Source organism: Nocardioides ginsengisegetis, from assembly GCF_014138045.1.
In the GTDB taxonomy this organism is placed as follows: Bacteria; Actinomycetota; Actinomycetes; order Propionibacteriales; family Nocardioidaceae; genus Nocardioides; species Nocardioides ginsengisegetis.
This window is the reverse complement of record NZ_JACGXA010000003.1, coordinates 388,343-413,717: the sequence shown is the minus strand read 5'-3', so window position 1 is coordinate 413,717 and position 25,375 is coordinate 388,343. Positions and strand designations below refer to the sequence as shown.

General features: G+C 72.1%; 26 protein-coding genes. 12 read left to right on the top strand and 14 right to left on the bottom strand.

All coding sequences use genetic code 11. The features are described from left to right. Window position 1 precedes the first annotated feature (1 nt). From FB382_RS21475 to FB382_RS21460, 4 genes are all read left to right on the top strand, one after another. Window positions 2-214: a hypothetical protein gene (locus tag FB382_RS21475; RefSeq protein ID WP_182541983.1), complete on the top strand. Its 213-nt coding sequence runs from the start codon at window positions 2-4 to the stop codon at window positions 212-214. Beyond that, a complete protein-coding gene (locus FB382_RS21470; RefSeq protein WP_182541982.1) occupies window positions 211-519 on the top strand; it encodes a hypothetical protein in 309 nt (102 codons plus the stop codon). The genes FB382_RS21475 and FB382_RS21470 overlap by 4 nt, the downstream gene beginning before the upstream one ends. Next, entirely contained in the window at window positions 512-832 is a 321-nt protein-coding gene (locus tag FB382_RS21465; protein ID WP_182541981.1) for a hypothetical protein, read from the top strand. Before FB382_RS21470 ends, FB382_RS21465 begins: the two co-directional genes overlap by 8 nt. Before the next feature lie 95 nt (window positions 833-927). Continuing rightward, on the top strand, window positions 928-1,137 hold the full coding sequence (locus FB382_RS21460) for a hypothetical protein (protein ID WP_182541980.1): 210 nt from the start codon (window positions 928-930) through the stop codon (window positions 1,135-1,137). A 10-nt stretch (window positions 1,138-1,147) separates the two neighbouring features. Here FB382_RS21460 and FB382_RS21455 read toward each other — a convergent pair whose 3' ends face one another. The 6 genes from FB382_RS21455 to FB382_RS21430 all read right to left on the bottom strand — a co-directional run bounded on the left by FB382_RS21455 (window position 1,148) and on the right by FB382_RS21430 (window position 8,564). Further along, a complete protein-coding gene (locus FB382_RS21455; RefSeq protein ID WP_182541979.1) occupies window positions 1,148-1,705 on the bottom strand; it encodes an antibiotic biosynthesis monooxygenase in 558 nt (185 codons plus the stop codon). Between the two features lie 67 nt (window positions 1,706-1,772). After that, a complete protein-coding gene (locus FB382_RS21450; protein WP_182541978.1) occupies window positions 1,773-2,057 on the bottom strand; it encodes an acylphosphatase in 285 nt (94 codons plus the stop codon). 34 nt (window positions 2,058-2,091) lie between these two features. Further along, window positions 2,092-4,347, bottom strand: a complete 2,256-nt coding sequence (locus tag FB382_RS21445; RefSeq protein ID WP_182541977.1) for a M57 family metalloprotease — start codon at window positions 4,345-4,347, stop codon at window positions 2,092-2,094. Between the two features lie 70 nt (window positions 4,348-4,417). Then, the gene (gene purB, locus FB382_RS21440; protein ID WP_182541976.1) at window positions 4,418-5,836 is read right to left on the bottom strand and encodes an adenylosuccinate lyase; all 1,419 of its coding nucleotides are present in this window, start codon (window positions 5,834-5,836) and stop codon (window positions 4,418-4,420) included. A 1-nt stretch (window position 5,837) separates the two neighbouring features. Next, complete coding sequence (purD, locus tag FB382_RS21435; protein WP_182541975.1) at window positions 5,838-7,073, bottom strand: phosphoribosylamine--glycine ligase; 1,236 nt, start codon at window positions 7,071-7,073, stop codon at window positions 5,838-5,840. A 204-nt stretch (window positions 7,074-7,277) separates the two neighbouring features. Next, window positions 7,278-8,564, bottom strand: a complete 1,287-nt coding sequence (locus tag FB382_RS21430) for an adenylosuccinate synthase (protein WP_182541974.1) — start codon at window positions 8,562-8,564, stop codon at window positions 7,278-7,280. A gap of 164 nt (window positions 8,565-8,728) precedes the next feature. Here FB382_RS21430 and FB382_RS21425 point away from each other — a divergent pair, with 164 nt between their 5' ends. After that, window positions 8,729-9,640 (top strand): diacylglycerol/lipid kinase family protein, encoded by a 912-nt coding sequence (locus FB382_RS21425; protein WP_182541973.1) that lies wholly within the window; start codon window positions 8,729-8,731, stop codon window positions 9,638-9,640. A gap of 13 nt (window positions 9,641-9,653) precedes the next feature. On the opposite strand, the gene FB382_RS21420 is transcribed toward FB382_RS21425, so the two are convergent. Next, window positions 9,654-10,646 (bottom strand): helix-turn-helix domain-containing protein, encoded by a 993-nt coding sequence (locus FB382_RS21420; RefSeq protein ID WP_182541972.1) that lies wholly within the window; start codon window positions 10,644-10,646, stop codon window positions 9,654-9,656. A 276-nt stretch (window positions 10,647-10,922) separates the two neighbouring features. On the opposite strand from FB382_RS21420, the gene lysS reads away from it, so the two are divergent. Then, complete coding sequence (gene lysS, locus FB382_RS21415; protein ID WP_182541971.1) at window positions 10,923-12,653, top strand: lysine--tRNA ligase; 1,731 nt, start codon at window positions 10,923-10,925, stop codon at window positions 12,651-12,653. Between the two features lie 21 nt (window positions 12,654-12,674). Here lysS and FB382_RS21410 read toward each other — a convergent pair whose 3' ends face one another. Next, a complete protein-coding gene (locus FB382_RS21410; protein ID WP_125037358.1) occupies window positions 12,675-13,103 on the bottom strand; it encodes a DUF3151 domain-containing protein in 429 nt (142 codons plus the stop codon). 37 nt (window positions 13,104-13,140) lie between these two features. Between FB382_RS21410 and FB382_RS21405 the strand changes: the two genes are divergently transcribed. Next, on the top strand, window positions 13,141-14,667 hold the full coding sequence (locus FB382_RS21405) for a DHA2 family efflux MFS transporter permease subunit (protein ID WP_182541970.1): 1,527 nt from the start codon (window positions 13,141-13,143) through the stop codon (window positions 14,665-14,667). A gap of 84 nt (window positions 14,668-14,751) precedes the next feature. Here the strand turns inward: FB382_RS21405 and fbaA are convergent, their stop codons facing one another. Beyond that, the gene (fbaA, locus tag FB382_RS21400; protein WP_125037356.1) at window positions 14,752-15,786 is read right to left on the bottom strand and encodes a class II fructose-bisphosphate aldolase; all 1,035 of its coding nucleotides are present in this window, start codon (window positions 15,784-15,786) and stop codon (window positions 14,752-14,754) included. Between the two features lie 112 nt (window positions 15,787-15,898). Between fbaA and FB382_RS21395 the strand changes: the two genes are divergently transcribed. From FB382_RS21395 to FB382_RS21385, 3 genes are all read left to right on the top strand, one after another. Further along, the gene (locus FB382_RS21395; protein ID WP_343055719.1) at window positions 15,899-16,378 is read left to right on the top strand and encodes an SLOG cluster 4 domain-containing protein; all 480 of its coding nucleotides are present in this window, start codon (window positions 15,899-15,901) and stop codon (window positions 16,376-16,378) included. A gap of 90 nt (window positions 16,379-16,468) precedes the next feature. Further along, window positions 16,469-17,359: a hypothetical protein gene (locus tag FB382_RS21390; RefSeq protein WP_182541968.1), complete on the top strand. Its 891-nt coding sequence runs from the start codon at window positions 16,469-16,471 to the stop codon at window positions 17,357-17,359. Beyond that, window positions 17,356-17,850, top strand: coding sequence for a SigE family RNA polymerase sigma factor (locus FB382_RS21385; RefSeq protein ID WP_182541967.1), 495 nt, complete (start codon window positions 17,356-17,358; stop codon window positions 17,848-17,850). Before FB382_RS21390 ends, FB382_RS21385 begins: the two co-directional genes overlap by 4 nt. 5 nt (window positions 17,851-17,855) lie before the next feature. On the opposite strand, the gene FB382_RS21380 is transcribed toward FB382_RS21385, so the two are convergent. Further along, window positions 17,856-18,509 (bottom strand): TrmH family RNA methyltransferase, encoded by a 654-nt coding sequence (locus FB382_RS21380; RefSeq protein ID WP_182542030.1) that lies wholly within the window; start codon window positions 18,507-18,509, stop codon window positions 17,856-17,858. Between the two features lie 98 nt (window positions 18,510-18,607). Between FB382_RS21380 and FB382_RS21375 the strand changes: the two genes are divergently transcribed. Next, entirely contained in the window at window positions 18,608-19,321 is a 714-nt protein-coding gene (locus FB382_RS21375; protein WP_343055718.1) for a DedA family protein, read from the top strand. An 11-nt stretch (window positions 19,322-19,332) separates the two neighbouring features. Here FB382_RS21375 and pyrE read toward each other — a convergent pair whose 3' ends face one another. Continuing rightward, a complete protein-coding gene (pyrE, locus tag FB382_RS21370; protein WP_221767533.1) occupies window positions 19,333-19,863 on the bottom strand; it encodes an orotate phosphoribosyltransferase in 531 nt (176 codons plus the stop codon). 35 nt (window positions 19,864-19,898) lie between these two features. Here pyrE and FB382_RS21365 point away from each other — a divergent pair, with 35 nt between their 5' ends. Continuing rightward, window positions 19,899-21,068, top strand: coding sequence for a pyridoxal phosphate-dependent aminotransferase (locus FB382_RS21365; RefSeq protein WP_182541966.1), 1,170 nt, complete (start codon window positions 19,899-19,901; stop codon window positions 21,066-21,068). Here the strand turns inward: FB382_RS21365 and FB382_RS21360 are convergent. The 3 genes from FB382_RS21360 to clpB all read right to left on the bottom strand — a co-directional run bounded on the left by FB382_RS21360 (window position 21,058) and on the right by clpB (window position 25,179). Beyond that, window positions 21,058-22,116: a hypothetical protein gene (locus FB382_RS21360; protein ID WP_182541965.1), complete on the bottom strand. Its 1,059-nt coding sequence runs from the start codon at window positions 22,114-22,116 to the stop codon at window positions 21,058-21,060. The genes FB382_RS21365 and FB382_RS21360 overlap by 11 nt on opposite strands. 76 nt (window positions 22,117-22,192) lie before the next feature. Continuing rightward, on the bottom strand, window positions 22,193-22,558 hold the full coding sequence (locus tag FB382_RS21355) for a response regulator (protein ID WP_220481951.1): 366 nt from the start codon (window positions 22,556-22,558) through the stop codon (window positions 22,193-22,195). A gap of 32 nt (window positions 22,559-22,590) precedes the next feature. After that, window positions 22,591-25,179, bottom strand: a complete 2,589-nt coding sequence (gene clpB / locus FB382_RS21350) for an ATP-dependent chaperone ClpB (protein WP_182541964.1) — start codon at window positions 25,177-25,179, stop codon at window positions 22,591-22,593. Window positions 25,180-25,375: the final 196 nt, after the last annotated feature.

Below are 25,375 nucleotides of genomic sequence, written 5' to 3'. Positions count from 1 at the left end.
CATGTTTGAGCCCGTGAGTGAGATCGACGGCCAGCCCGTGCGCGAGTACGAGGTGACCTACCAGCGGCCGGGCGAGCACCGGAAGGTCGTGCGACTCGTGGCGCTCAGCCCCGAGTCGGCTGGCGAGATGGTGCTGCACGGGGAGTCGGAGCCACTCCAGCAGTTCCCCACGCGGATCGTGTCGGTGGTCGACCTCGGCCCCGGCCTCGCGTGACTCCTCAGCACAAGGGCGTCGTCCCACCCGACCACGCCGCCCGACTCATCGCTCTCCGCGACCAGGCCGACACCGCGGCCGCCGCCTTCAAGGACGCCGTGGCCGACGCGTTGAAGGCCGGCGGGTCGGTCCGGGAGGTCGCGAAGGTCACCGGCCTGTCCACCCGCACCGTCCGCGAGTGGGGCACCGCACGGGGCTGGCCCACGCAGGAGCAGAAGACGGTGAACACGGAACGGCGCCGCCGCAACGCGGAGTGGCGCGACGGGATCGAGGCAGGGATGAAGGAGCTGGGCGGCGATGGGTGATCTGCGCGGCTGCCACGCCCGCATGTACGAGTCGGCCTGCGAGCTTCGCTACGACCACGACGGCAATCACCGTCATGGGGCAGTGACGTGGGAGCGTCTCAAGCCCGGCGGCGAGGGCGAGGCGTGGGTCGACCTTGACGTGGACTACCCGACCCCCGGCGGCAAGGAGATCGCTTCCGAGTCCGACACTCTCGCGCTGGCCGCAGTCCGCTCGATCCTGACCGACTACGCCGACGGAAGGACTGGCGCGGTCGGTTCCCTCATGGCCATCGATCGCGCGATCAACGCCACCGACAGCCATATCGAGCCCTGACCGAAACGTAGCCCGCAGCCCGACACCTGTCTCGCCGGTTCAGTACCGCCCCACACCAAGCCCCCGTCGCTGTCTGCGGCGGGGGCTGTGGTCATTTGCGGGCGAGCTGGGGTGGGTGCAATCGACGGAACCATCTGCACCTGTGGTTCATCGCCCGGCCCGAGGGGCTCGGCGAGCAGGTCATCGGCTCCTACGCCGTGGAGTGGTACGACATCCTCCCCGCGGGCCCCGAGGACGTGTGGCGGGACGACCTTCGCACCGTGGCGGCCAAGCTGGCCAACCACGACGGGCACGCCCGGGTCTGACCCCGCAGGATCAGCGGTTGAGCCACCACGCCATCCGCCGCGTGATCCACGGGAGGGCGACGTAGGTCATCACGGGGGTCATCAGCGCCACCGTGACGAGCACTCGCAGCGGCAGCACGAGCGGCGCGACGTGCGGGCCGAGCAGCCAGTTGACCAGCACGCTGAGCGGGTAGAACACCAGGAAGATGACGCTGGCCTGCTTCCAGCGCGGCGGGGCCGACGGCTTGACGGAGAGGTCGCGGACGTCGCGGTTGGCCGGGTCGTCGAACCACCCCTCGATGCCCGTACGTCGCTCCACGCGGGAGTCGACGACGCCGAGCCCGGCGCCCGCGTCGCGCCACCACTGCCGCTGGTGGGAGGACTCCCAGGTGGCCAGCGAGTCGGCGTCGGCGAAGCGGTAGAGCACGTGCCATGTCTCGGAGTCCTGCTCGGGCCGCACCCAGCCGGCGCCGAGGAAGCCCGCGAAGCTCCCGGCGAGCCCCTGGCCCGCCTGCATCCAGCTGACCATCTCCGCCTCGCGGTCGGGGTCGACGTGGCGGGTGATGGAGACCGTGACGGGGGTGTTCATGCGGTCCATGGTCGTCGGCGGCCGCGGGTGGCCCCAAACGACCGGCGACGCGCGCTTGGTCACATGCTCAGTAGCGGACCTCGAACCGGGCGTGCCCTGCGACCGGCGCCGGGCTGCTGGCGACCCGCCGGACCGTGGCGTACGGCGATCCCTGGTGGCACCACGCGACAAGGGCCTCGACGTCCGGCTGCGGACCCTCGAAGTGCCCGGCGACCGACCCGTCGGGCTCGTTGCGGATCCAGCCGGTGACCCGGAGCCGCCGGGCCTCGGCCTCGGCGTACGCCCGGAACGAGACCCCCTGCACGCGGCCGCTCACCACGACGTCGACGGCGATGGTCGGGGTCCCGGTCATGGCCCCATGATGCCGCTCGCGGGTGGGCCGCCGGCTACAGCTGCTTCTTGGTGACCGCTCCGACCACGCCGTCCGCGTTGTAGGCGAAGAACGCCAGGCAGGGGTGCGCGTGCGTGACGGACATGTCGATCCTGACCTGGGTGCCCGTGCCGGTCGCGTAGTAGGAGGCCTGGTAGGTGGCGGGGTCCTCCCCGGCCGGGAACGAGCTGACGCAGCTGCCCTGGGCGCCCTCGATGACCGCGATCGCGAACAGGTCGAGGTCCAGGTTGGTCACGCCCTGGACATAGCCGGAGTCGATGGTGAGCCCGGTGACCGACAGTGTGGGCGGCGCCGGCGCGGCGGGCACCGGCCAGGTCGTGCCCGGCCCGACCACGCCGTCGTCGTTGACGAGGAAGAACGAGAGGCAGTCGGGGTGCGCCGACGGGTCGGCGTACATCTCGAAGACCGTGGGGTCGTCCCAGGCCGGCTGGAGGACGTAGGCCGAGGGGTCGAGGTCGCTCCAGGTGGTGATGCAGCCGCTGTCGACCTGGGAGACCAGCGAGAAGCGCGTGGCGTCGAAGTTCGCGTGGATCCGGAACGGCCCGCCGGGCGCACGGGTCACCGACGTGATCGTGGGGGCACCGGGCGCGGGCGCCGCGGTGACCTGCCGGACCACGGCGGCGCTGGCGCCGCCCGTCGCGTTGAACGTGAAGAACGACAGGCAGGGGCGGACCAGCCCCGGGGCGTCGACCTCGCCCCCGATGGGCTCGTGGGCGAGCGGGTCCTCACCGGCCGGCCAGGTGGTCGCGCAGCTGCCCTCGGGCTGGACGAGCACGGCGAGCCGGGCGACGTTGTAGTCCCAGGTGGCGGTGAAGGAGTAGCGGTCGGAGCCCACCACGTGCCGCACCGAGGACACGACGGGCGGCGCCGGCGCGGGTTCCTCCCCCACCTGCCAGGTCGCGGCTGTCTTGCTCGCCCGGCCGCCGTCCTGGCGCACGGTGAAGAAGGACAGGCACGGGTCGGTGACGTCGGTGTGGATCTGGACCGGGTCGCCCGCCGGGGCGTAGACGAGGTGCTTGGCGAAGGGCTCGCCGTCCGGCCAGGTCGTGGCGCACTGGCCGGCGGGGCGGCTCAGGACCGCGAGGTTGACCTTGTCGCGCGGCCAGGTGACGCCGGCGAAGTAGTCGCCCGGCGAGCCCAGGGCGCGGCGGACCACCTCCACGGTCGGCGGTGCCGGGGCCTGGACCCAGCTGGTCAGGGCCTTGGTGACCGGGCTCGGCCCGGCGCCGGACTGGTTGACCGGCTGGACGCCGTAGCAGTTGGTGTCGACGTAGGTGAAGGTCTGGTGCCAGACGCCGGCAGTCGGGTCGACGCGCAGGATCCGGACGTTGTCGGAGTACGTCGCCTCGCCCCAGTAGTCCTTGACGATCGGGAAGTTGCACGTGGCGCCGGGCGCGATGAGGACGTCGACCTTGCCGCCGGGTGGCGGGTTGGACGGCGGGGTCCAGGTGATCGCGATCGGCTTGTCCGCCGCGAGCCCGCCGGCGAAGTCGACCCCGGGGAGGGCCTGGGGGGCCGGGTCGAGCGGGCATGCCTTGGCTGCCAGCCGCCGCGTCCCGCCGTACAGGTTGACGGTGCGGTCCAGGGCCTGCGCGTCGACGACGCGACAGGCGTAGTAGCCGATCCGGTCGGCCATCATCGGGCAGTCCGGCAGGTAGAGGATCGGCGTCATCAGGTGGCAGCCGTCGGTGTGCTCGAGACCGAGGTTGTGGCCGAGCTCGTGGGTGATGATGTGCGCCGCCACGACGCGGACGTAGGCCTCGCTCGCGCTCGGGATGGCGTTGAGGAGCCCCGAGCTCAGGTGCACCCAGTTGGAGCCCTGGTAGCCGACGGTGGCCAGCCCGTCCGAGCCGCCGGTGTCGCCGACGAAGATCCGGAGCTTGGCCTTCGACTTCGGGACCTGCTTGAAGGTCATGTCCAGGCCGGTGTCGTTCCAGGCGCGGATCGCGGCCCTGAAGGACCACATGAACTTGTCGGGCAGCTTGACCCAGTAGGGGATCGTGCGGCCCGGCCACTTCCTGATCGATGCACGGCTCGGCAGGACGCCGTCCCCGGCGAGGGGTCTGGCGACCGGGGCGACCCGTGGGTCTCCGCTCGCCTCCGGGTCGGGCGCTCCTGCCGAGTCTGCCGTGTGGACCACCGCTCCGCGCGCGGCCGTCGCGGCCCCCTGGCTCAGGGCGAGGGGGACCGCCAGCACCGCGAGCGTCGCGAGGACCGCGACGACGAGCGACGCGGAACGGGGCCTGGGCATGCGTCACGGTAGGCGGATACGCACCCGGGCCACATGCTCAGATCTGGTGAACCACCCCTGGGCGGGGGTCTCAGAGGATGGCGCCCGGCGCGTAGGCCGCCGCCTCCGGGTGCCGGGCTGCGAGCTCGGCCACCCGGCGTACGACGGTCTCGACCTGCTGGACCGCCGCCCCGGTGAAGGTGATCGGCTCGGCGACCAGCGACTCGAGCTGGGCCGCAGTGAGGCCGAGCCGGTCGTCCGCGGCGAGCTTGGCGAACACGTCGTTGCCGGCCTGGCCCTGACGCATCGCGAGGGCGGTGCCGACGGCGGCCTCCTTGATCGCCTCGTGGGCGGTCTCGCGACCGACGCCGTTGCGGACCGCCGCCATCAGCACCTTGGTGGTGGCCAGGAACGGCAGGTAGCGGTCGAGCTCGCGCTGGATGACGGCCGGGAACGCGCCGAACTCGTCGAGCACGGTGAGGAAGGTCTGGAAGAGCCCGTCGGCGGCGAAGAACGCGTCGGGCAGCGCCACCCGGCGTACGACGGAGCAGGAGACGTCGCCCTCGTTCCACTGGTCGCCGGCGAGCTCGCCGACCATGGAGAGGTAGCCGCGGGTGATGACCGCCAGGCCGTTGACGCGCTCGCAGGAGCGGGTGTTCATCTTGTGCGGCATCGCCGAGGAGCCGACCTGGCCCTCCTTGAAGCCCTCGGTGACGATCTCGTTGCCGGCCATCAGCCGGATCGTGGTCGCGAGGTTGGACGGCCCGGCCACGAGCTGGACCAGGGCCGACAGGACGTCGAAGTCGAGCGAGCGCGGGTAGACCTGGCCGACGCTGGTCAGCACCCGGTCGAAGCCGAGGTGGGCCGCGACCCGGGCCTCGAGGTCGGCCAGCTTGGCGGCGTCGCCGTCGAGCAGGTCGAGCATGTCCTGGGCGGTGCCCATCGGGCCCTTGATGCCGCGCAGCGGGTAGCGAGCGAGGAGGTCCTCGACCCGCTCGACGGAGATCATCATCTCGTCGGCGACCGTCGCGAAGCGCTTGCCGAGGGTCGTGGCCTGGGCCGCGACGTTGTGGGACCGGCCGGCCATCACGGTGGTCTCGTGCTCGGCGGCGAGGCGGGCCAGCCGCGCGAGCGTGGCGACGGCGCGGTCGCGGAGCAGCTCGAGGGACTGCTTGACCTGGAGCTGCTCGACGTTCTCGGTGAGGTCGCGCGAGGTCATGCCCTTGTGGATGTGCTCGTGCCCGGCGAGCGCGCAGAACTCCTCGATCCGCGCCTTCACGTCGTGGCGGGTGATCCGCTCGCGGGCCGCGATCGACTCGAGGTCGACCTTGTCGACGACGTCCTCGTAGGCCTCGACGACGCCGTCGGGCACCTCGATGCCGAGGTCGCGCTGGGCCCTGAGGACCGCGATCCAGAGCCGGCGCTCGAGCACGATCTTGTGCTCGGGCGACCAGATGTGGGCGAGGTCGGCCGCCGCGTAGCGGGTGGCGAGGACGTTGGGGACGCTCAAGTCAGATTCCTGCCGCGATGTCGGAGCGGTGCTGGGCTCCCTCGAATTCTACGTGGGTCACGCCGGCGTACGCCGCGGCCCGGGCGGCCGCCACGTCGGCCCCGGTGGCCACGACGGCCAGCACCCGGCCGCCGGCGGTCACGAGGTCGTCGCCGGACATCGCCGTGCCCGCGTGGATCACGTGGACGTCCTCGACGGCCTCGACCGCGTCCAGCCCGGTGATCAGGTCGCCGGACGACGAGCTCTCGGGATAGCCCTTGCTGGCCACGACGACCGCGACCGCGGCGCCGTCCTTCCAGCGCGGTGCCGGCACGTCGGCGAGGGTGCCGGTGGCGGCACCGACGAGCAGGTCGGACAGCGGGGAGTCGAGCAGCGCCATCAGCGGCTGCGTCTCCGGGTCGCCGAAGCGGGCGTTGAACTCCACGACGCGGGTGCCGCGCGAGGTGAGCGCGAGACCGGCGTAGAGGAGTCCGGCGAAGGGGGTGCCACGGCGGGCCATCTCGTCGACGGTCGGCTGGAGGACGGTCTCGAGGACCTCCGCGACGAGGCCGGGGGGCGCCCACGGGAGCGGCGTGTAGGCACCCATGCCGCCGGTGTTGGGGCCCTGGTCGCCGTCGTGGATGCGCTTGAAGTCCTGGGCGGGCTGGAGCGGGTGGACGGTCGTACCGTCGGTGATGGCGAACAAGGAGACCTCGGGGCCGTCGAGGTACTCCTCGATGACCACGCGCTCGCAGCCGGCCGCGTGCTCGACCGCGGCGTCGCGGTCCTCGGTGACGACGACGCCCTTGCCGGCGGCCAGGCCGTCGTCCTTGACGACGTACGGCGGCCCGAACTCGTCCAGCGCGGCCGCGACCTCCTCGGGCGTGGTGCACACGAACGCCCGGGCGGTCGGGACGCCGGCCGCCTCCATGACGTCCTTGGCGAAGGCCTTGGACCCCTCGAGCTGCGCGGCCGCGGCGCTCGGGCCGAAGACGTTGATGCCCCGGGCGGTCACCGCGTCGGCCACACCCGCGACCAGCGGCGCCTCCGGGCCGACCACGACGAGGTCGACGCCGAGCCGCTCGGCAAGGTCGGCCACGGCGACGCCGTCCATCGGGTCGACCTGGTGGAGCGTGGCGACCGCGGCCATGCCGGGGTTGCCGGGGGCCGCGTGCACCTCGCTCACCGACGGGTCCTGGGCGAGGGCGCGGGCGAGGGCGTGCTCGCGGCCTCCGGTGCCGATCACGAGGGTCTTCACGGGCGTCAACGTTAGTGCGTCACCGGCCCGGTCCGTCCCCGGCGGCCAGCCGCGGACGTCAGGCAGGTGCCGGCTTCGACTGCTGTGCGGCGGGTGGGGGTCGGAATCACCGGTTAACCGGCGATCCCGACCACGGGAGTGCGCAGGATCATCACCGGGCGTCGAGAAATGATGATCGTGCGCACATGAGGCCCACGTCGGACGTCAGGCCGGGTGGACCTCGATGGTCTGCTCGCGGCCCGGGCCGACGCCGACGCCCCAGATGCGGGTGCCCGACATCTGCTCGAGCGCCTGGACGTAGGTCTGGGCGTTCTTGGGCAGGTCGTCGAAGGAGCGGCAGCCGGAGATGTCGGTCCTCCAGCCGTCGAAGAACTCGTAGACCGGCTTCGCGTGGTGGAACTCGGTCTGGGTCATCGGCATCTCCTCGACCCGCTGGCCGTCGATCTCGTAGGCCACGCACACCGGGATCCTGTCCCAGTGGTCGAGCACGTCGAGCTTGGTGAGGAAGTAGTCGGTGAGGCCGTTGACGCGCGAGGAGTAGCGGGCGACGACGGCGTCGTACCAGCCGCAACGCCGGGTGCGGCCGGTCGAGACGCCGATCTCGCCGCCGATCTTCTGCAGGTTGATGCCGTCCTCGTCGAAGAGCTCGGTCGGGAAGGGACCGGAGCCGACGCGGGTGGTGTAGGCCTTGATGACGCCGATGACCCGGTCGATCCGGGTCGGTCCGACGCCGGCGCCGACGCAGACGCCGCCCGCGACGGGGTTGGAGGACGTCACGAACGGATAGGTGCCGTGGTCGACGTCGAGCATCGTGGCCTGGGCGCCCTCGAAGAGCACCGTCTCGCCCCGGTCGAGCGCGTCGTTCAGCAGCAGGGAGGTGTCGGCCACCATCGGGCGGAGCCGGTCGACGTAGGAGAGCAGCTCCTCGACGACCGCGTCGGCCTCGATGGCCCGGCGGTTGTAGACCTTCGTCAGCAGGTGGTTGCGGACGTCGAGCGCGGCCTCGACCTTCTGCCGCAGGATGCCCTCGTCGAACAGGTCGGCGATCCGGACCCCGACCCGGTTGATCTTGTCGGCGTAGGCCGGTCCGATGCCGCGGCCGGTCGTGCCGATCTGGTTCTTGCCGAGGAAGCGCTCGGTGACCTTGTCGATCGTGGAGTGGTAGGACGCGATGACGTGGGCGTTGGCCGAGACGACCAGGTTGGCGACGTCGACGCCCCGCTCGATGAGCGAGTCCAGCTCGCGGAACAGCGCCTCGGGCGAGACCACGACGCCGTTGGCGATCACAGAGGTGGCGCCGGGCGTGAGGATCCCGCTGGGCAGCAGGTGGGTCGCGAACTTCTCACCGTTGACGACGATGGTGTGGCCGGCGTTGTGGCCGCCGCTCGTCCGGACGACGTAGTCGATCGTCTCGGTCGTCGCGAGCTGGTCGGTCGCCTTGCCCTTGCCCTCGTCGCCCCACTGGGCGCCGAGAATCACGATGGCGGGCATCGCTGCCTCCTTCATGGGTCACGCGTCAGCCGACGGCGCACGACCGGGGAGCTCCTGCATCGGTAAATGCAAGCGGCCCCGGCAACAGCGCACCGGGGCTCTTGCGGCCACACGTTACCAAAGGGGTGCATCACCACCCCTCGCGCTCGGATAGTGTCCGGCGAATGGACCCACTCCTCGTCATCACCAACAGCGACGCCGGCACTGCCGACGAGGAGTCGCTCGATCAGGCCCTGACGATCCTGCGCGCCGAGGCCTCCGTCGAGGTGCAGGCGACCTCCAACCCCGGCGAGCTCGACGGCGTGCTGCACCGGGCGGGCAGCCGCCGGATCGTGGTGGCCGGCGGCGACGGCAGCCTGCACGCCGTGATCGCGGCCCTGCACCGCCGCAACGACCTCAAGACCGCGGTCATCGGGCTCCTGCCCCTCGGCACCGGCAACGACTTCGCCCGCGGCAACGCCATCCCCCTCGACATCGAGCAGGCCGCCCGGCTCGTGCTGCACGGCGAGGTGCGGCCGATGGACCTCGTCGTCGACGAGGTCGGGCAGGTCGTGGTCAACAACGTGCACGTCGGCGCCGGCGCCAACGCGAGCCGCCGCGGCGCCCGCTGGAAGACCCGGCTCGGCTCCATCGGGGTCGGCAAGGCCAACCTCGGCAAGCTCGGCTACCCGATCGGCGCGGCCATGACCGCCTGGAACCCGCCCGTCACCCGGCTGCGGGTCGAGGTGGACGGCAAGGTCGTCAACGACTTCCACCAGCCGGTGCTGATGGTGGCCGTCGGCAACGGCTCGTCGGTGGGCGGTGGCGCGGAGATCACCCCCGAGGCCGACACCGAGGACGGCCGCCTCGACGTGATGATCAGCCGGTCCACAGGGCCGATGGCGCGGCTCCTGTACGCCGTGCGCCTCGGCCGCGCCACGCACCACGAGCGCGAGGACGTGGAGTACGTCCGCGGCACCCGCGTCTCCGTCGCGGGCGAGGAGTTCTGGTGCAGCGCGGACGGCGAGATCTACGGTCCCGAGCGGCAGCGGACCTGGCACCTCGAGCCCGCGGCGTACTCCATGGTCCTGCCGTGACCGGCAGGACGGCCTAGAGCCAGCCCCGCCTGCTCGCCTCGACGCCCGCCTGGAAGCGGGTGTCGGCGCCGAGCTCGGTGAGGACGTCGGCCACCCGGCGGCGCACGGTCCGCAGGCTGATCCCCAGGGTGCGGGCGATCTGCTCGTCCTGGGCGCCGGTGGCCAGCTGCTGCAGCAGGAAGCGCCGCAGGTCCGGCCGTGCCTCGCCGCGGTCGAGGGAGGGCACCGGCGCGGCCCGCTCCCACAGCAGCTCGAAGAGCAGGGTGAGCGCCTCGACCAGGCCGCGCTGGCGCACCAGCGAGCGCGGCTCGTCCGCGAAGCCCATCGGCTCCGGCAGCACCGCGTGGGTGGTGCCGATGATGAACATCCGGGTGGGGAGGTCGGGCAGCACCCGGATCTGCTCCCCCACCTCGGCGCGGGCGGTCAGCGTCGCGGGCGCCTCGTGGAGGGCGCGGACCGGGTAGATCGCGCGGGACTTGCGGCCGCTGGCGATCAGGTCGCCGACGACCTTCAACATCGCGTCCTCGCGCGGGATCCGCCACTGGTCGGGCCGCAGCCAGAGCATGTCCCCCTTGCTCTGCGCGATCAGGGCGGCGATCAGACCGACCGGCTGGCCACCGGAACTGATCTCGCCGTCGATCGGGGTGATGTCGTGGACGTCGCCCGGCGCGGGGCGGACCGCGCCGGCGGTGAGGAACGGGATGGCGGCTGCCAGGCCCTCGAGCCGGTCGTGCGCCTCGCCCGCCCGGGCGGCGGAGACCGCCGCCATCCGGGCGAGTGCCTCGGCCGGGGAGTCGATGTAGAGCCGGGAGTCCTCGACCCGGGCGATCCCGGTGTCCAGCAGCGGCCTCAGCTCGGCCAGCAGCTGGTCGGGAGTCGACATGAGCGCCGACGCGACCCACAGCAGCTCGCGCCCCGACTGGAGCTGGACCTTCTGGTAGATCCGTTCGACGGACGCGGGGAAGCCGAGGGCGGTCATCATGCTGTCCGGGGCGGGGCGAGCCATGGTGGCAGGTTAATGACAGCGACAGTTGCTAGCCAACTGGCATGGACCTGTCAGTCCTACGCTGGGCGGGCGCGTCAGGTGGTCGTGCGTCTCGGGACATGTCTCGGGGATGGGCACCACCACTCGCACGACCCACATCGGGGGATGAGGTCGAGCAGACAGCGCCGGAAAGGGCACCGGAATCGCCACAGGGGACGGTTCCGGTGCCCTTCCTTCTGCCCCGGCCCGATAGCCTTGCCGCTCATCCCCGCCCCCTTTCGCAGGAGCAGCAGAGCCATGGCACGAGGCGGACAGGCCTCCCAGCAGAACCCCACCGACTGGGTCACCCGCGCCGCCGACGACGCGATCCGGCACGCGGAGCAGACCCGCGCGCACCGCGGCGACACCGACCGGCTGATCACGTGCGCGTCCGGGGCGAGCCCGTCGGGCCCGATCCACCTGGGCAACCTGCGGGAGTTCCTCACGGTGCACTTCGTCGCCGAGGAGATCCGCAGCCGCGGCATCCCGGTCCGGCACCTGCACAGCTGGGACGACTACGACCGCTTCCGCAAGGTGCCCGCCGGTGTCGACGAGGCGTGGAACGAGCACATCGGCCGCCCCCTCTCCGCCGTGCCCGACCCGTGGGAGTGCCACACGTCGTGGGCCGAGCACTTCAAGGCCCCGCTGCGCGCCGCCCTCGCCGAGCTCGGCGTGGAGATGGAGGAGGTCTCGCAGACCGAGCAGTACCGCGCCGGCACCTACCGCGACCAGATCCTGACCGCCGTCCAGCGTCGCGGCGACATCGAGACCGTCATGTCGCGCTACCGCACCAAGGCCGCGCCCGTCGCCGAGTCCGAGGAGGAGGCCGAGTCGCTGGCCGACTCGGTCGCCATCGACGACGAGCCCGCCGGCACCGGTGACGACGACCTGGCGCGCTTCCCCTACAAGCCCTACTGCCGCGACTGCGGTCGCGACACGACCACCGTGACGTCGTACGACGACGCGACGACCGACCTCGCCTACACCTGCCGGGTCTGCGCGTTCGAGGGCGTCACCAACCTGACCACGCAGCACGAGGGCAAGCTCGTGTGGAAGGTCGACTGGCCGATGCGCTGGGAGTTCGAGGGCGTCGACTTCGAGCCGGGCGGCGTCGACCACGCGTCGCCGGGGTCGTCGTACACCGTGGGCAAGGAGCTCGTGAAGGACGTCTACGGCGGCCGCGCGCCGTCATTCGTCGGCTACTCCTTCGTCGGCGTGGCCGGGATGGCGAAGATGTCGTCGTCCAAGGGCGGCGTGCCCACGGCCGCCGACGCGCTCAAGGTGCTCGAGGCCCCGATCCTGCGGTGGCTCTACGCCCGCCGCCAGCCCAAGCAGGCGTTCACCGTCGACTTCGGGCCCGAGGTCGTGCGGCTGTACGACGAGTGGGACGCGCTCGGCAAGAAGGCCGCCAACCCGGCCAAGCGGGACGCGCAGGTCCTGGCGTTCGAGCGGGCCTCGGCCACCGCGGCGGCCGGCACCCTGCCGACGCCGGCCGTGGTCGTGCCGTTCCGGGTGCTGTCGTCGGTCGCCGACGTGACGGCCGGCTCCGCCGAGCTGATCTCGACGACGGTGACCAACGTCGGCCACCCGCACGAGACCGTCGCCGAGCTCGAGCCCCGGCTGACCAAGGCGATGACGTGGACCAGCGAGTTCGTGCCGGCCGAGGACCGCACCACGGTGCGCGCCACCGCCGACACCGAGCGCCTGGCGGGGCTGAACGAGGACGAGCAGCTCTGGCTGGCCCAGCTGCTCGACCGGATGCCCGACGAGCTGCACCTCGACGAGATCACGACCCTGGTCTACGGCGTGCCGAAGCTCGCCCGCGGGCTCGGCCTCGACGACGCCCCGACCGACCAGGTGAAGGCCGACCAGAAGGCGTTCTTCAACCTGCTCTACAACCTGCTGGTCGACGCCGACCGCGGACCGCGGCTGCCGACGCTGTTCGTGGCGCTCGGCGCGGAGAAGGTGCGCTCGCTGCTGCAGGCGTGACGCACCTCCTCCCGCTCGGCCTCAGCCCAGGAGCGCGGCGTACGCCGTGGGGCTGGAGTCGCGGAGGAACTCCGAGCACCGCTCCCACTCCTCGGTCTCGCCGATGACCTTGGCGGACAGGGCGAGGAGGGCGAGACAGGACAGGAAGCCGCGGTTGGGCTCGTGCTCCCACGGGACCGGGCCGTGGCCCTTCCAGCCGTTGCGGCGCAGCAGGTCCAGGCTGCGGTGGTAGCCGACGCGGGCGTAGGCGTAGACGGTCACGGGGTCGAGCTCCGCGTCGGCGGCCTCGCCGCCGAGGGCGGCCCAGGCGACCGGCGATGCCGGGTGGGCGCGGACCACGTCGACGGGGGCGGCACCGGCCGCGAGCTCCGCACTGGCGGGGTCCACGGGAAGGTGGGTGGGCGGGGGTCCGGCCATCAGGTCGCCGAAGCCGTTCGGGGGGGAGGTCATGGGAGTAATTGTCCATGCAGGGGTGTTGAGTAGTGCCATGACCCACGCACCCGCTTCCCCGGCCCCGGCCGCACCCGGCGAGGAGAAGGACCCGTGGCCGGCACTGTTCGCCCTGTGCCTCGGCTTCTTCATGATCCTGGTCGACTCGACCATCGTCTCGGTGGCGACGCCGGCGATCATCGAGGACCTCCATGCCGGGGTCAACGACGTGGTGTGGGTGACCAGCGCCTACCTCCTGGCCTACGCCGTCCCGGTGCTGATCACCGGCCGACTGGGTGACCGGTTCGGCCCCAAGAACCTCTACCTCGCGGGCCTGACCGTCTTCACGCTGGCCTCGCTGTGGTGCGGCCTGACCAACACCGTCGAGGGGCTGATCGTGGCCCGCGTGGTGCAGGGCCTGGGCGCCTCGATGATCACGCCGCAGACGATGGCGATCATCACCCGGATCTTCCCGGCCCAGCGCCGCGGGGCCGCGATGTCGCTGTGGGGCGCCACCGCCGGCGTGGCCACGCTCGTGGGCCCGATCCTCGGCGGTGTGCTCGTCGACGGCCTCGGCTGGGAGTGGATCTTCTTCATCAACATCCCGGTCGGCATCGTCGGCTTCGCGCTGGCCTGGCGCCTGGTCCCGACGCTGCCCACCAACAGCCACCGGTTCGACTGGCTGGGCGTCGTGCTGAGCGGTGCCGGCATGTTCCTGCTGGTCTTCGGCATCCAGGAGGGCCACCAGTACTCCTGGTCCACCGAGATCTGGCTGATGATCGCCTCCGGGCTCCTCGTCTTCGCCGGCTTCGTCTGGTGGCAGGCCCGCAACAGCGCCGAGCCGCTGGTGCCGCTGCACCTCTTCCGCGACCGCAACTTCTCGCTGGCCAACATCGCCATCTCGGTCATGGGCTTCGCGATCACCGCGATGGCGATCCCCCTGATGATCTGGGCGCAGGTCGTGCGCGGCATGAGCCCGACCCGGTCCGCGCTGCTGCTGGTGCCGATGGCGGTCATGACGATCGCGCTGGCCAAGCCGATCGGCTCGCTGACCGACCGCGTCCACCCCCGCCTGATCACCTCGATCGGCTTCGGACTCATCGTCGGGTCCCTGGTGTGGCTGTCGTTCGTCATGACGCCGGACATCACGATCTGGGCGCTCGTCCCGCCGATGCTCGTCTTCGGCGCCGGCAACGCCGGCGTCTGGGCGCCCAACTCCGCCACCGCGACCCGCAACCTGCCGATCCAGCTGGCCGGCGCGGGCGCCGGCGTCTACAACGCCACCCGCCAGGTCGGTGCGGTCCTCGGGTCCGCGGCGATCGCCGTGCTCATGGACTCCCGGATCGCGGCGCAGGGCCTCCCCGCCTTCAACGGCGAGGCGGGCGCCTCCGGCGCGGGCCTCCCGGCCGCGATCGCCGACAAGTTCAGCAGCGCCATGGCCGACTCGATGCTGCTGCCGCCGCTGGTGCTGGTCGCCGGCTTCGTGGCCGTGCTGTTCTTCGAGAAGCCGCGTCACCAGGGCTGGGGCGGTCCGGCCGCCGCCCCAGGAGCGACCGTGGCGACCCCGGCGGCACCCGCCGACTAGCCCGGACCCCACGACGTCGTACGCCCCGGCCGCTGCTGCGACCGGGGCGTACGACGTTGCTGGCTGGGTTGCTGGCTGGGTGTGTCAGGCGCTGATGCTCTTGCCCGCCGACCGGAGGTTGGCGCAGGCCTCGCCGACGCGGGCGGCCATGCCGGCCTCGCCCGCCTTGCCCCAGGCGCGCGGGTCGTAGGCCTTCTTGTTGCCGACCTCGCCGTCGACCTTCAGGACACCGTCGTAGTTGGTGAACATGTGGGCGGCGACCGGACGCGTGAAGGCGTACTGGGTGTCGGTGTCGACGTTCATCTTCACCACGCCGTAGTCGACCGCCGCGCCGATCTCCTCGGGCGTCGAGCCCGAGCCGCCGTGGAAGACGAGGTCGAACGGCTTGGCGCCGGCGGCGAGGCCGAGCTTCTCGACCGCGGCGTCCTGGGCCGAGCGGAGGATCTCGGGGCGGAGCTTGACGTTGCCGGGCTTGTAGACGCCGTGCACGTTGCCGAAGGTCAGCGCGGTCATGTAGCGGCCGTTCTCGCCGGAGCCGAGGGCGGCGATGGTGGCGAGGGCGTCCTCGGGCGTGGAGTAGAGCTTCTCGTCGATCGCGCCGACGACACCGTCCTCCTCGCCGCCGACCACGCCGACCTCGATCTCGAGGATGATCCGGGCCGCGGCGCACTGGGCGAGCAGCTCCTCGGCGATCTTGAGGTTCTCGTCGAGCGGCACGGCGCTGCCGTCCCACATGTGCGACTGGAAGAGCGGCGCCTCACCGCGGGCGACCCGCTCGGCGGAGATCGCCACCAGCGGCCGGACGAAGCCGTCGAGCTTGTCCTTGGGGCAGTGGTCGGTGTGCAGCGCGATGTTCACGGGGTAGTTCTTGGCGACCTCGGCGGCGTAGGCCGCGAAGGCGACCGAGCCGGTGACCATGTTCTTCACGGTCGGACCGGAGAGGTACTCAGCGCCTCCGGTCGAGACCTGGATGATGCCGTCCGAGCCGGCGTCGGCGAAGCCCTGCAGGGCGGCGTTGAGCGTCTGCGAGGACGACACGTTGATCGCCGGGAACGCGAAGGCGTTCTTCTTGGCGGTGTCGAGCATCTCGGCGTAGATCTCGGGGGTTGCGATGGGCATGGGGACTCCTCGGGCGGTGTTCCAACGGCGCCTTCACCCTAGTGGCTACTCGCGGGTCCGGAGTCGGCCGGTTCTGGAGGTCCCGAGGCGTGGCACGGCGTACCGTCGGAGCGTGGAGGAGGCACGCCCGCTGACCGGGCGCTACATCGCCGTCGTCGGCCCCGCCGACGCGGTGACGCCCGACGACCACCAGTACGCCGAGGAGGTCGGTCGTCTCCTCGCCGAGGCGGGGGCCGTGGTGCTGACCGGCGGCCACCACGGCGTGATGTCGTCGGCCGCCCGGGGCGCCACCGGCGCGGGTGGCGTGGCGATCGGCCTGCTGCCGGGGCTGGACCGCAACGAGGGCTCGACGTCCCACACGTTCCTGCTGCCGACCGGGCTGGGCGAGCTCCGCAACGGACTGCTCGTCCGGGCCGCCGACGCGGTGGTGTCGGTCGGCTGCAGCTGGGGCACGTTGAGCGAGATCGCGCTCGCCCGGCGCACCGGCGTGCCGCTGGTGCTCATCGACCCGTGGGACCTCCCCGAGGACGTCGGCGACGTCGTGGCCGGCCCGGACGAGGCGCTCGCCGCGCTGATCCTGCGGCTGGGCTGACCCGGGATCTCGCGCGGCCGCAAGGACAACCTCGTGGCCGCGAGCTCCGTCTTCCCTGGTGACAGGCTCTACCCACGGGGAGAACACACCATGACCACGCAGACCGACTGGCAGCAACGCATCGAGGCGTCGTTCGGCGACGGACCGGCGCACCCGGGTCCCGCACCGCTCATCGAGGCGGGGCACCGCGCCCTCCGCCGACGTCGTACGGCGATCGCCGCGTCGACCCTGGCCGTGCTCGCCGTCGCCGGGACCGCCGGCGTCGTGGGCGCCGCGGGCGGGGGTGGCGCCGCCGCCCGGGACGTGCCCGTGGCCAGCCAGGCCCCGACCGTCGCGCCCTCGCCGCAGGCAGCGTCGCCCCAGCCGCACACACCGCTGGCCGAGTCGGCGGCCGACGTCAGGACCGCCACCGACACCGAGCAGCGCCGCTTCGACCCGGCCGGTCCGCACGTCGAGGTGCTGCCCGACGGCGAGGTGGTCGTCGACCAGCAGTGGCAGGTCACCCGCCTGGAGGTCGAGAGCGCCCGCGACGACACCCAGCGGGTCTGGGGCGTGGTCGCCCGATCGCTCGACGGCAGCGAGACCGTGTGGATGGTGCTCGACTGGCGCCTCGCCGGTGAGGCGTCGACCACCTGGGACGAGCCCGGCAAGGCCTACGCACGCTTCGACGACTGGATCCGTGCCCAGCTCGCGAGCCCCACCCAGGAGTCCCCCGCCCACCTCCAGGACGGCAACCTCGTCCTGGCCCCCGGCTGGACGCTGGTCCTCCGGGTGCCCAACCCGACCGCCGCTGCCGACTACGGCCAGGTCGGCGACCAGATGGCGGTCGAGCTGCGCGACGAGGACGGGCACTCGTGGTTCGCCCTGGTCAGCGCGGACGGCGCCAGCATCGTCGACCCCGCGGTGCTCCGCGCCCCCACGATGGAGGCGTTCCTCGACCACGTCGCCGCGCAGGGTGACAACGGGGAGGGCCTGAAGTGACGCGGGCGGACCGCGACGCGGCCTTCTCGGAGTTCGTCGCCGCCCGCCGCACCCACCTGCGCCGGATCGCCTACGCGGTCTGCGGCGACTGGGACCGCGCCGAGGACCTCGTGCAGACGGCGCTGGTCAAGCTCTACGTCGCCTGGCCGCGGGTGCGGCGCGACGGTGCCGAGGAGGCCTACGCCCGGACGATCATCGTGCGGGCCGGCATCGACGAGTCGCGCCGGCCGTGGCGACGCGAGCGCCCGGGGCTCGAGGGCACGGCCGAGCAGGAGTCCCGCGAGCCGCTGCCCGTCGAGGAGCGCAGCGCCCTCTTCGAGGCCCTGCAGGCACTGCCGCCGATGCAGCGCCGGGTGGTCGTGCTGCGGCACTGGCTGGGGCTCTCGGTCGCGGAGACCGCGCACGAGCTCCGGATCGGCGAGGGCACCGTCAAGAGCCACTCCTCCCGCGGGCTCGCCCGCCTCCAGGAGCTGCTCGCCCCGACCGGCTGACGGGGTCAGCCCCGCCAGACTCCGCGGGAGTCGCCGGCCTCGCCGCCGAGGTCGGCGTACTCCCGCACCCAGGTGTGCATCGCGATCGCGGCCGCGGCCGAGGCGTTGATCGACCGCGTCGAGCCGAACTGCGCGATCGAGAACGTCCCGTCGCAGACCTCGCGCGCGCCCTCGGACAGGCCCGGGCCCTCCTGGCCGAACAGGAAGCAGACCCGGCGGGGCACCGTCATCGTCTCGAGGTGCAGGGAGCCCGGGAGGTTGTCGATGCCGAGCAGCGCCACGCCGGCGGCGTGGAGGTAGGCGGCCAGGTCCGCGGCCGTCGCGTGGTGCCGGACGTGCTGGTAGCGGTCGGTGACCATCGCGCCGCGCCGGTTCCACCGGCGGTTGCCCACGATGTGCACCTCGGCAGCCAGGAAGGCGTTGGCCGACCGCACGATCGTGCCGATGTTGAAGTCGTGCTGCCAGTTCTCGATCGCCACGTGGAAGTCGTGGCGGCGGGTGTCGAGGTCGGCGACGATCGCCTCCATCGACCAGTAGCGGTAGCGGTCGACCACGTTGCGCCGGTCGCCCTCGGCGAGCAGCTGGGCGTCGTACTGCTCCCCCTCCGGAAGCGGACCCTCCCACGGCCCGACGCCGACCTCGGCCGGACCGTGCGGCATCGGGTCGTACGGCGCGTTGGGCTCCTGGTCCTGCACGCGCGTCAGGCTACGGACCGCTTGGCAGGTTGGCTTCAGGCGGGTGCCGATACGCTACGGGGGTGACGCTGGCCCTCCTCCTCCATCCCTTGCTCCTCGGCATCTCCTGGATGGACCCCGAGTGGCTCCTCCAGCAGTTCGGCGGGGCCTTCATCTGGATCAGCCTCGGCATCATCTTCGTCGAGTGCGGGCTCTTCTTCCCGTTCCTCCCCGGTGACACCCTGCTCTTCGCACTCGGCCTCTTCATCGCCGGCGAGAAGATCGACGTGCTCGGCATCGGCACCCCGTTCGTCGAGCTGGTCATCGCCACGATCCTGCTCGCCGCTGTCGCGTTCCTGGGCAACGTCGTCGGCTATGAGATCGGCCGCCGGATCGGGCCACCGCTCTACGAGCGCAACGGCCGGATCCTCAAGCGGAAGTACCTCGACAAGACCGACGCGTTCTTCGACCGGCACGGCAGCAAGGCCCTGGTCATCGGCCGCTTCGTGCCGTTCGTGCGCACCTACATCACCGTGGTGGCCGGCGTGACGCAGATGGAGCGCCGCCGGTTCTTCACCTGGAGCGGCGTCGGCGCACTTGCGTGGGTGGTCAGCATCATCTGCATGGGCTACTTCCTGGGCGCGACCTTCCCTGCCCTGGGCAACAACATCGACTACGCGATGATCGCCATCCTCGTCTTCACTCTCGTCCCGCTGGCCTGGGAGGCCTGGCGGCACCGCGGCAGCGACGAGGACGACGAGGACGCCGAGGGCGTGCAGACCTCCGCCGAGGGCTGACCCTCCGCGGCTCAGCCCCGCGCTGCGTCCAGCTGCTCCTTGGTGAGCACCGGGCGGACCTCCAGGCCCACGTCGGCGAGGGGGTTCTCCCCCGCCGGGCTGCGGTCGATCGCGCACACCACGACCTCGACGATCGCGCCCGCCTCGCGCAGCGCCCGCGTCGCGTCGCGTACGGCGCCGCCGGTGGTGATGACGTCCTCGATGATCGTCACCCGGCGGCCGGCGACGTCCGGACCCTCGGCGAGCTTGCAGGTGCCGTACTCCTTGGCCTTCTTGCGCACGAAGAGCGCCGGGGTCCCGGTCAGGCTGCTGACCATCGTCGCGATCGGGATGCCGCCGAGCTCGAGGCCGCCGAGCAGGTCGGTGTCGGCGGGCAGCAGGTCGACCATCTGCCGGGCCACGCGGGCGAGCAGGGCGGGGTCGGACTCGAAGAGGTACTTGTCGAAGTACTCCGAGGCGACCTGACCGGAGCGGAGCGTGAACTCCCCGGTGAGGCGGCAGCAGGCGTCGATGTCGGCGGCGAGGGTCTCGTCAGCGGTCACGCGCCCCATCCTGTCCCATGGCTACCCTCGGGGTCATGCTCGCCTCTCGCCTGCAGGACATCCCGCCCACGATCTTCAGCCAGATGTCGGCGCTCGCGGTGCGCACCCAGGCGGTGAACCTCGGCCAGGGCTTCCCCGACGTGGACGGACCGCCCGAGGTGATCGCCCGCGCGGTGGCGGCGCTGGAGTCGGGGCAGAACCAGTACGCACCGGGGATCGGCGTACCCGCCCTGCGCCAGGCCGTCGCCCGGCACCAGCAGCGCCACTACGGCATCGAGCTCGACCCCGACTCCCAGGTCGTGGTGACCACCGGGGCGACCGAGGGGATCGCCGCGGCGCTGCTCGGGCTGGTGAACCCCGGTGACGAGGTGGTCGTGCTGGAGCCCTACTACGACTCCTACGTCGCGATGATCCAGATGGCCGGAGGCGTACGCCGTCCGGTGACCCTGCGAGCCCCGGACTTCCGTCTCGACCCCGACGAGCTGCGGGCGGCCGTCACCGACCGGACCCGCTTCCTGCTGGTGAACTCCCCGCACAACCCGACCGGCACGGTGCTGACCCGCGAGGAGCTGGGCGCCATCGCCGCCGTCGCGCTCGAGCACGACCTGACCGTGATCACCGACGAGGTCTACGAGCACCTCGTCTACAGCGACGGGAGCGGCCGTCACGAGCACGTGCCGCTGGCGACGCTGCCCGGGATGTTCGAGCGCACCCTGACCCTGTCGAGCGCCGGCAAGTCCTACTCGTTCACCGGCTGGAAGGTCGGCTGGGCGACCGGGCCCGCCGAGCTCGTGGGCGCCGTGCTGGCGGCCAAGCAGTGGCTGACGTTCACGTCCGGGTCGCCGCTCCAGCCCGCCGTGGCGCACGCGCTCGACGAGGCCCCGGACTGGCCCGCCCAGCTCGCCCGGGACCTGCAGGGCCGACGCGACCTGCTCTGCGCGGGGCTCGCCGACGTGGGGCTCGAGGTCCGGGTGCCCGAGGGGACCTACTTCGCGACGACCGACATCTCCGCGCTGGGCTGGGAGGACGGACTGGCGTTCTGCCTCGCCCTGCCCGAGCGGGCCGGCGTCGTGGCGATCCCGAGCCAGGTCTTCCACGACGACGTGGAGGCCGGGCGGCACCTCGTGCGCTGGGCGTTCTGCAAGGAGCCGTCGATCATCGAGGAGGGGCTGCGGCGGCTGGCCGCCGCCGACCTCACTGCGTAGACGTCGCCGCGAACCACGCCTTCACGTCGGGTCGGACCAGCAGCGCCAGGGTCACCACCGCCGCCGCGAGCGGCAGGACCAGCACCGGCTGGCCGAGCGTGGCCACCAGCAGCATGACCGCCGCCGCCGAGGCCGACACGGCCAGCCCACGGCGGGCCCAGGCCACCCGGCGCCAGACCAGGACGCCCAGGACGATCGCGAGCAGGCACCAGATGATCGCCAGGCCCACCATCACGAAGGTCGCGATGCGCAGCGCGTCGTCGGAGACTCCCTGGCCGGCGAGGTCGGGGTTCTGCCGGTGCAGCTCGTCGAAGACGATGCCGGGACTGACGGCCAGGATCGCCGCGCTCGTCGCCATCAGCGCGATCGCCAGGCCCGAGCAGACCCAGGCGAGCAGGCAGGCCCACATCACGGCCGAGGGCCGCGAAGCCACGCCGGTGGGGGGCGCGGGCAGCAGGGGCTGTTCGACGCCGGCCGGACCCGCCGGCTCACCGAAGCCGTGCATCGCGCGCGGCTGCCCCGGAGGATCGGCGTACGTCGTGGGCGGCAGCGGCGGCGCAGGCGGGACCTGCCCCGGTGGCAACTGCCCCGGTGGGAGCCCCTCGCCGGTGAGCCGCTTCATCCCCTCGCGGCCGTTGAACCAGTCGCGCGCCGGCGGCAGCCAGAGCATGACGGAGGCCGCCGCGACCATCGAGGACATCAGCCCGCCGGTGAGGAGTCCGGTCACGAAGACCGGCAGGGCCAGGATCGACAGGCCCACCCGAGCGCTCCGGCTGCGCTGGAGGACCTGGTAGCCGAGGATCGCGGTGGCGGTGGCGCAGGCGGCCGCGATCATCCCGGTGACGCGGAGGATCGCGAGCACGCCCTCGACGCCCAGGCCGAGCGAGTCGCCGGGCGGCGTGGACAGGAACTTCTCGACCGCGTCCTGGGTCTCCAGGGTGTGCAGGCCGGAGATCCGCTCCCAGGCGGTCAGCACCACGAGCACCGACCCGGTCATGATCAGCCCCGCCGCGAAGGTGACCTGGCGGGGGCGGTGGGAGGAGCTCATGCCTGCCATTCCACCAAACGGGTGGTGGCCGTCGCATCGCCAGCCCGGGCGAGAGTGACCGAGAGTGACGCGGGGCTCAGTCGCCGACCAGCTCCGCGACCCGGTTGCCGAGGTCGAGCAGCCGGAAGGGCTTGGTCATGTAGGCGCTCGCGCCGGCCCGGATCCCCTCGGCGACGGCGTCGTCGGACGCCAGCGCCGTGAGCAGGATGACCGGCATCGTGTGCATCTCCGGGGTGGCGCGGATCGTGCGCAGCACCTCCAGGCCCGTGAGGCGCGGCATGGTGATGTCGAGGACCGCCAGGTCGGGGCGCCGGGACCGGCACAGCTCGAGGGCCTCGGCCCCGTCGTGGGCCTCGAGCACCTCGTGGCCGAGCGCGGCGAGGCGCATCCGGACCAGCATCAGCAGGTCGGGATCGTCGTCCGCCGCCACGATCAGTGCCACGCCGCCCACCCTAGTGCCCGGCGCCGGCCGGCTCAGCCGGCCACCAGCCCCAGCCCGTCGCCGGCCCGGTCGACCACGACGCGGCCGCCGTCGGTCACCTCCCCCGCGATCAGCAGCCGCGCGAGCGGGTCGCCGATGGCGGTCTGGATGAGGCGGCGCAGTGGACGGGCGCCGTAGGCCGGGTCGTAGCCGGTCTCGGCGAGCCAGCCCCGGGCGGCCTCGGTCACCTCGATGGTGATCCGGCGGACCGCCAGCCGCTTCTCCAGCAGCGCGAGCTGCAGGTCGACGATGTGGGCGAGCTCGTCCTTGCCGAGCGCCGCGAACAGCACGATCTCGTCGAGCCGGTTGAGGAACTCCGGCTTGAACGACGCCCGCACGGTGGCCAGCACCGACTCGCGCTTCTTCTCACCGTCCAGCGTCGGGTCGACGAGGTACGCCGAGCCCAGGTTGCTGGTCAGGATCAGCAGCGTGTTGCGGAAGTCGACCGTGCGGCCCTGCCCGTCGGTGAGCCGGCCGTCGTCGAGCACCTGCAGCAGGATGTCGAAGACCTCGGGGTGTGCCTTCTCGACCTCGTCGAGCAGCACCACGGCGTAGGGACGCCGGCGCACCGCCTCGGTCAGCTGGCCGCCCTCGTCGTAGCCGACGTAGCCGGGAGGCGCACCGACGAGGCGCGCGACGGAGTGCTTCTCGGAGTACTCGCTCATGTCGATGCGCACGATCGCCCGCTCGTCGTCGAACAGGAAGTCGGCCAGCGACTTGGCGAGCTCGGTCTTGCCCGTGCCGGTCGGGCCGAGGAACAGGAACGAGCCGGTCGGCCGGTGCGGGTCGGAGATGCCGGCGCGGGAGCGACGTACGGCGTCGGAGACGGCCCGCACGGCCTGCTCCTGCCCGACGAGGCGCTCCCCGATGACCTCCTCCATGCGCAGCAGCTTGGCGGTCTCGCCCTCGAGCATCCGGCCGGTCGGGATGCCGGTCCAGGCCTCGACGACCTCGGCGACCTGTTCGGCCCCGACCTCCTCGCCCACGAGCGGCTCGACCTCGCTGCGCTCGGCCGCCTCGACGCCGGCGAGCTTCTTCTCGAGCTCGGGGATCTGGCCGTAGAGCAGCTCGCTCGCCTCGTCGAGCTTGCCCTCGCGCATCAGCTTGTCGGCGGCGACCTTGACGGAGTCGAGGCGGCGTCGCAGCTCGCCCTCGCCCTCGAGGGTGGCCTTCTCGTGCTCCCAGCGGGCCTCGAGCCCGCGCAGCTCCTCCTCGCGGTCGGCGAGGTCGGCACGCAGCGCGGCGAGCCGCTCCCGGGAGGCCGGGTCGGTCTCCTTGTCGAGGGCGAACTCCTCCATCTTCAGCCGCTCGACCGCGCGCCGGAGCTGGTCGATCTCCTCCGGCGAGGACTCGATCTCCATGCGCAGGCGGGACGCGGCCTCGTCGATGAGGTCGATGGCCTTGTCCGGCAGCTGGCGGCCGGTGATGTAGCGGTCGGACAGGGTCGCGGCGGCCACCAGGGCGGCGTCGGTGATCCGGACGCCGTGGTGCGCCTCGTACTTCTCCTGGATGCCGCGCAGGATCTGGATGGTGTCCTCGACGCTGGGCTCGCCGACGAAGACCTGCTGGAAGCGGCGCTCGAGGGCGGGGTCCTTCTCGATGCGCTCGCGGTACTCGTCGAGCGTGGTCGCGCCGATCATGTGCAGCTCGCCGCGGGCCAGCATCGGCTTGAGCATGTTGCCGGCGTCCATCGCCGAGTCGCCGCCGGCGCCCGCGCCGACGACGGTGTGCAGCTCGTCGATGAAGGTGATGATCTGGCCGCCCGCGTCCTTGATCTCCTCGAGGACGGCCTTGAGGCGCTCCTCGAACTCGCCGCGGTACTTCGCGCCGGCCACCATCGCGGCCAGGTCGAGGCTGAGGACGCGACGCCCCTTGAGCGAGTCGGGCACGTCGCCGGCGACGACGCGCTGGGCGAGGCCCTCGACGACGGCGGTCTTGCCGACGCCGGGCTCGCCGATGAGCACGGGGTTGTTCTTGGTGCGGCGGGACAGGACCTGCACGACGCGGCGGATCTCGGCGTCCCGGCCGATGACCGGGTCGAGGCGGCCCTCCTCGGCCGAGCGGGTGAGGTCGACGGAGTACTTCTCCAGGGCTTCGTACGTCGACTCCGCGTCCTGGCTGGTGACGCGGCGGTTGCCGCGCACCGCGGTCAGCCCCTCCCGCAGCCCGTCGGCAGTCAGCCCCGCGTCGGTGAGCACCTTCTGGGCGCTGCTCTCGGTGCCGGCGATCGCGATGAGGAGGTGCTCGGTGGCGACGTACTCGTCCTTCATGCCGCCCGCAAGGTCGAGCGCGGCGGCGAGGACGCGGGTGAGCGCCGCCGAGGCGGCCGGCTGCTGGACGGTGGCGCCGCTGGCCTTCGGCAGGGCGGCCATGACGGCCTCGGCGCGGGCGGCCAGGGCGGCCGCCTCGACGCCGGCCTTGGTGACCAGCGTGCGCGAGGTGCCGTCCTCCTGGCGGAGGAGGGCGACGAGGAGGTGGATGGGCTCGGTGGTGGTGTTGCCGGCCGTGGTGGCGGAGAGCTGGGCAGCCTCGATCGCCTCGCGACTGCGGGTCGTGAACTTCTCGGCCCCGAACTGACTCATCTCGGTGTTCTCCTGTGACGGGTGGCTCGACGGCACCCAGTGTGCTCGTCATGGGGATCAACGCACCAGAAGTTGAGTCTGTTCCACTCAACTTTGGGTCTCTTGGCTGCGGCAACGAAACGTCAAAATGACCACCCGAGGATTTCCGCGATCCGCGAGCAGCACGCTGGCCCAGGCCCTACATTGCCCAGTGGGG

Coding starts and splice junctions, on each gene's coding strand:
- FB382_RS21475 (WP_182541983.1), top strand. CDS start 2: ATGTTTGAGCCCGTGAGTGAGATCGACGGCCAGCCCGTGCGCGAGTAC.
- FB382_RS21465 (WP_182541981.1), top strand. CDS start 512: ATGGGTGATCTGCGCGGCTGCCACGCCCGCATGTACGAGTCGGCCTGC.
- FB382_RS21455 (WP_182541979.1), bottom strand. CDS start 1,705: ATGAACACCCCCGTCACGGTCTCCATCACCCGCCACGTCGACCCCGAC.
- FB382_RS21450 (WP_182541978.1), bottom strand. CDS start 2,057: ATGACCGGGACCCCGACCATCGCCGTCGACGTCGTGGTGAGCGGCCGC.
- FB382_RS21445 (WP_182541977.1), bottom strand. CDS start 4,347: ATGCCCAGGCCCCGTTCCGCGTCGCTCGTCGTCGCGGTCCTCGCGACG.
- FB382_RS21430 (WP_182541974.1), bottom strand. CDS start 8,564: ATGCCCGCCATCGTGATTCTCGGCGCCCAGTGGGGCGACGAGGGCAAG.
- FB382_RS21425 (WP_182541973.1), top strand. CDS start 8,729: ATGGACCCACTCCTCGTCATCACCAACAGCGACGCCGGCACTGCCGAC.
- FB382_RS21420 (WP_182541972.1), bottom strand. CDS start 10,646: ATGGCTCGCCCCGCCCCGGACAGCATGATGACCGCCCTCGGCTTCCCC.
- lysS (WP_182541971.1), top strand. CDS start 10,923: ATGGCACGAGGCGGACAGGCCTCCCAGCAGAACCCCACCGACTGGGTC.
- FB382_RS21410 (WP_125037358.1), bottom strand. CDS start 13,103: ATGACCTCCCCCCCGAACGGCTTCGGCGACCTGATGGCCGGACCCCCG.
- FB382_RS21405 (WP_182541970.1), top strand. CDS start 13,141: ATGACCCACGCACCCGCTTCCCCGGCCCCGGCCGCACCCGGCGAGGAG.
- fbaA (WP_125037356.1), bottom strand. CDS start 15,786: ATGCCCATCGCAACCCCCGAGATCTACGCCGAGATGCTCGACACCGCC.
- FB382_RS21390 (WP_182541968.1), top strand. CDS start 16,469: ATGACCACGCAGACCGACTGGCAGCAACGCATCGAGGCGTCGTTCGGC.
- FB382_RS21380 (WP_182542030.1), bottom strand. CDS start 18,509: ATGCCGCACGGTCCGGCCGAGGTCGGCGTCGGGCCGTGGGAGGGTCCG.
- FB382_RS21365 (WP_182541966.1), top strand. CDS start 19,899: ATGCTCGCCTCTCGCCTGCAGGACATCCCGCCCACGATCTTCAGCCAG.
- FB382_RS21360 (WP_182541965.1), bottom strand. CDS start 22,116: ATGAGCTCCTCCCACCGCCCCCGCCAGGTCACCTTCGCGGCGGGGCTG.
- clpB (WP_182541964.1), bottom strand. CDS start 25,179: ATGAGTCAGTTCGGGGCCGAGAAGTTCACGACCCGCAGTCGCGAGGCG.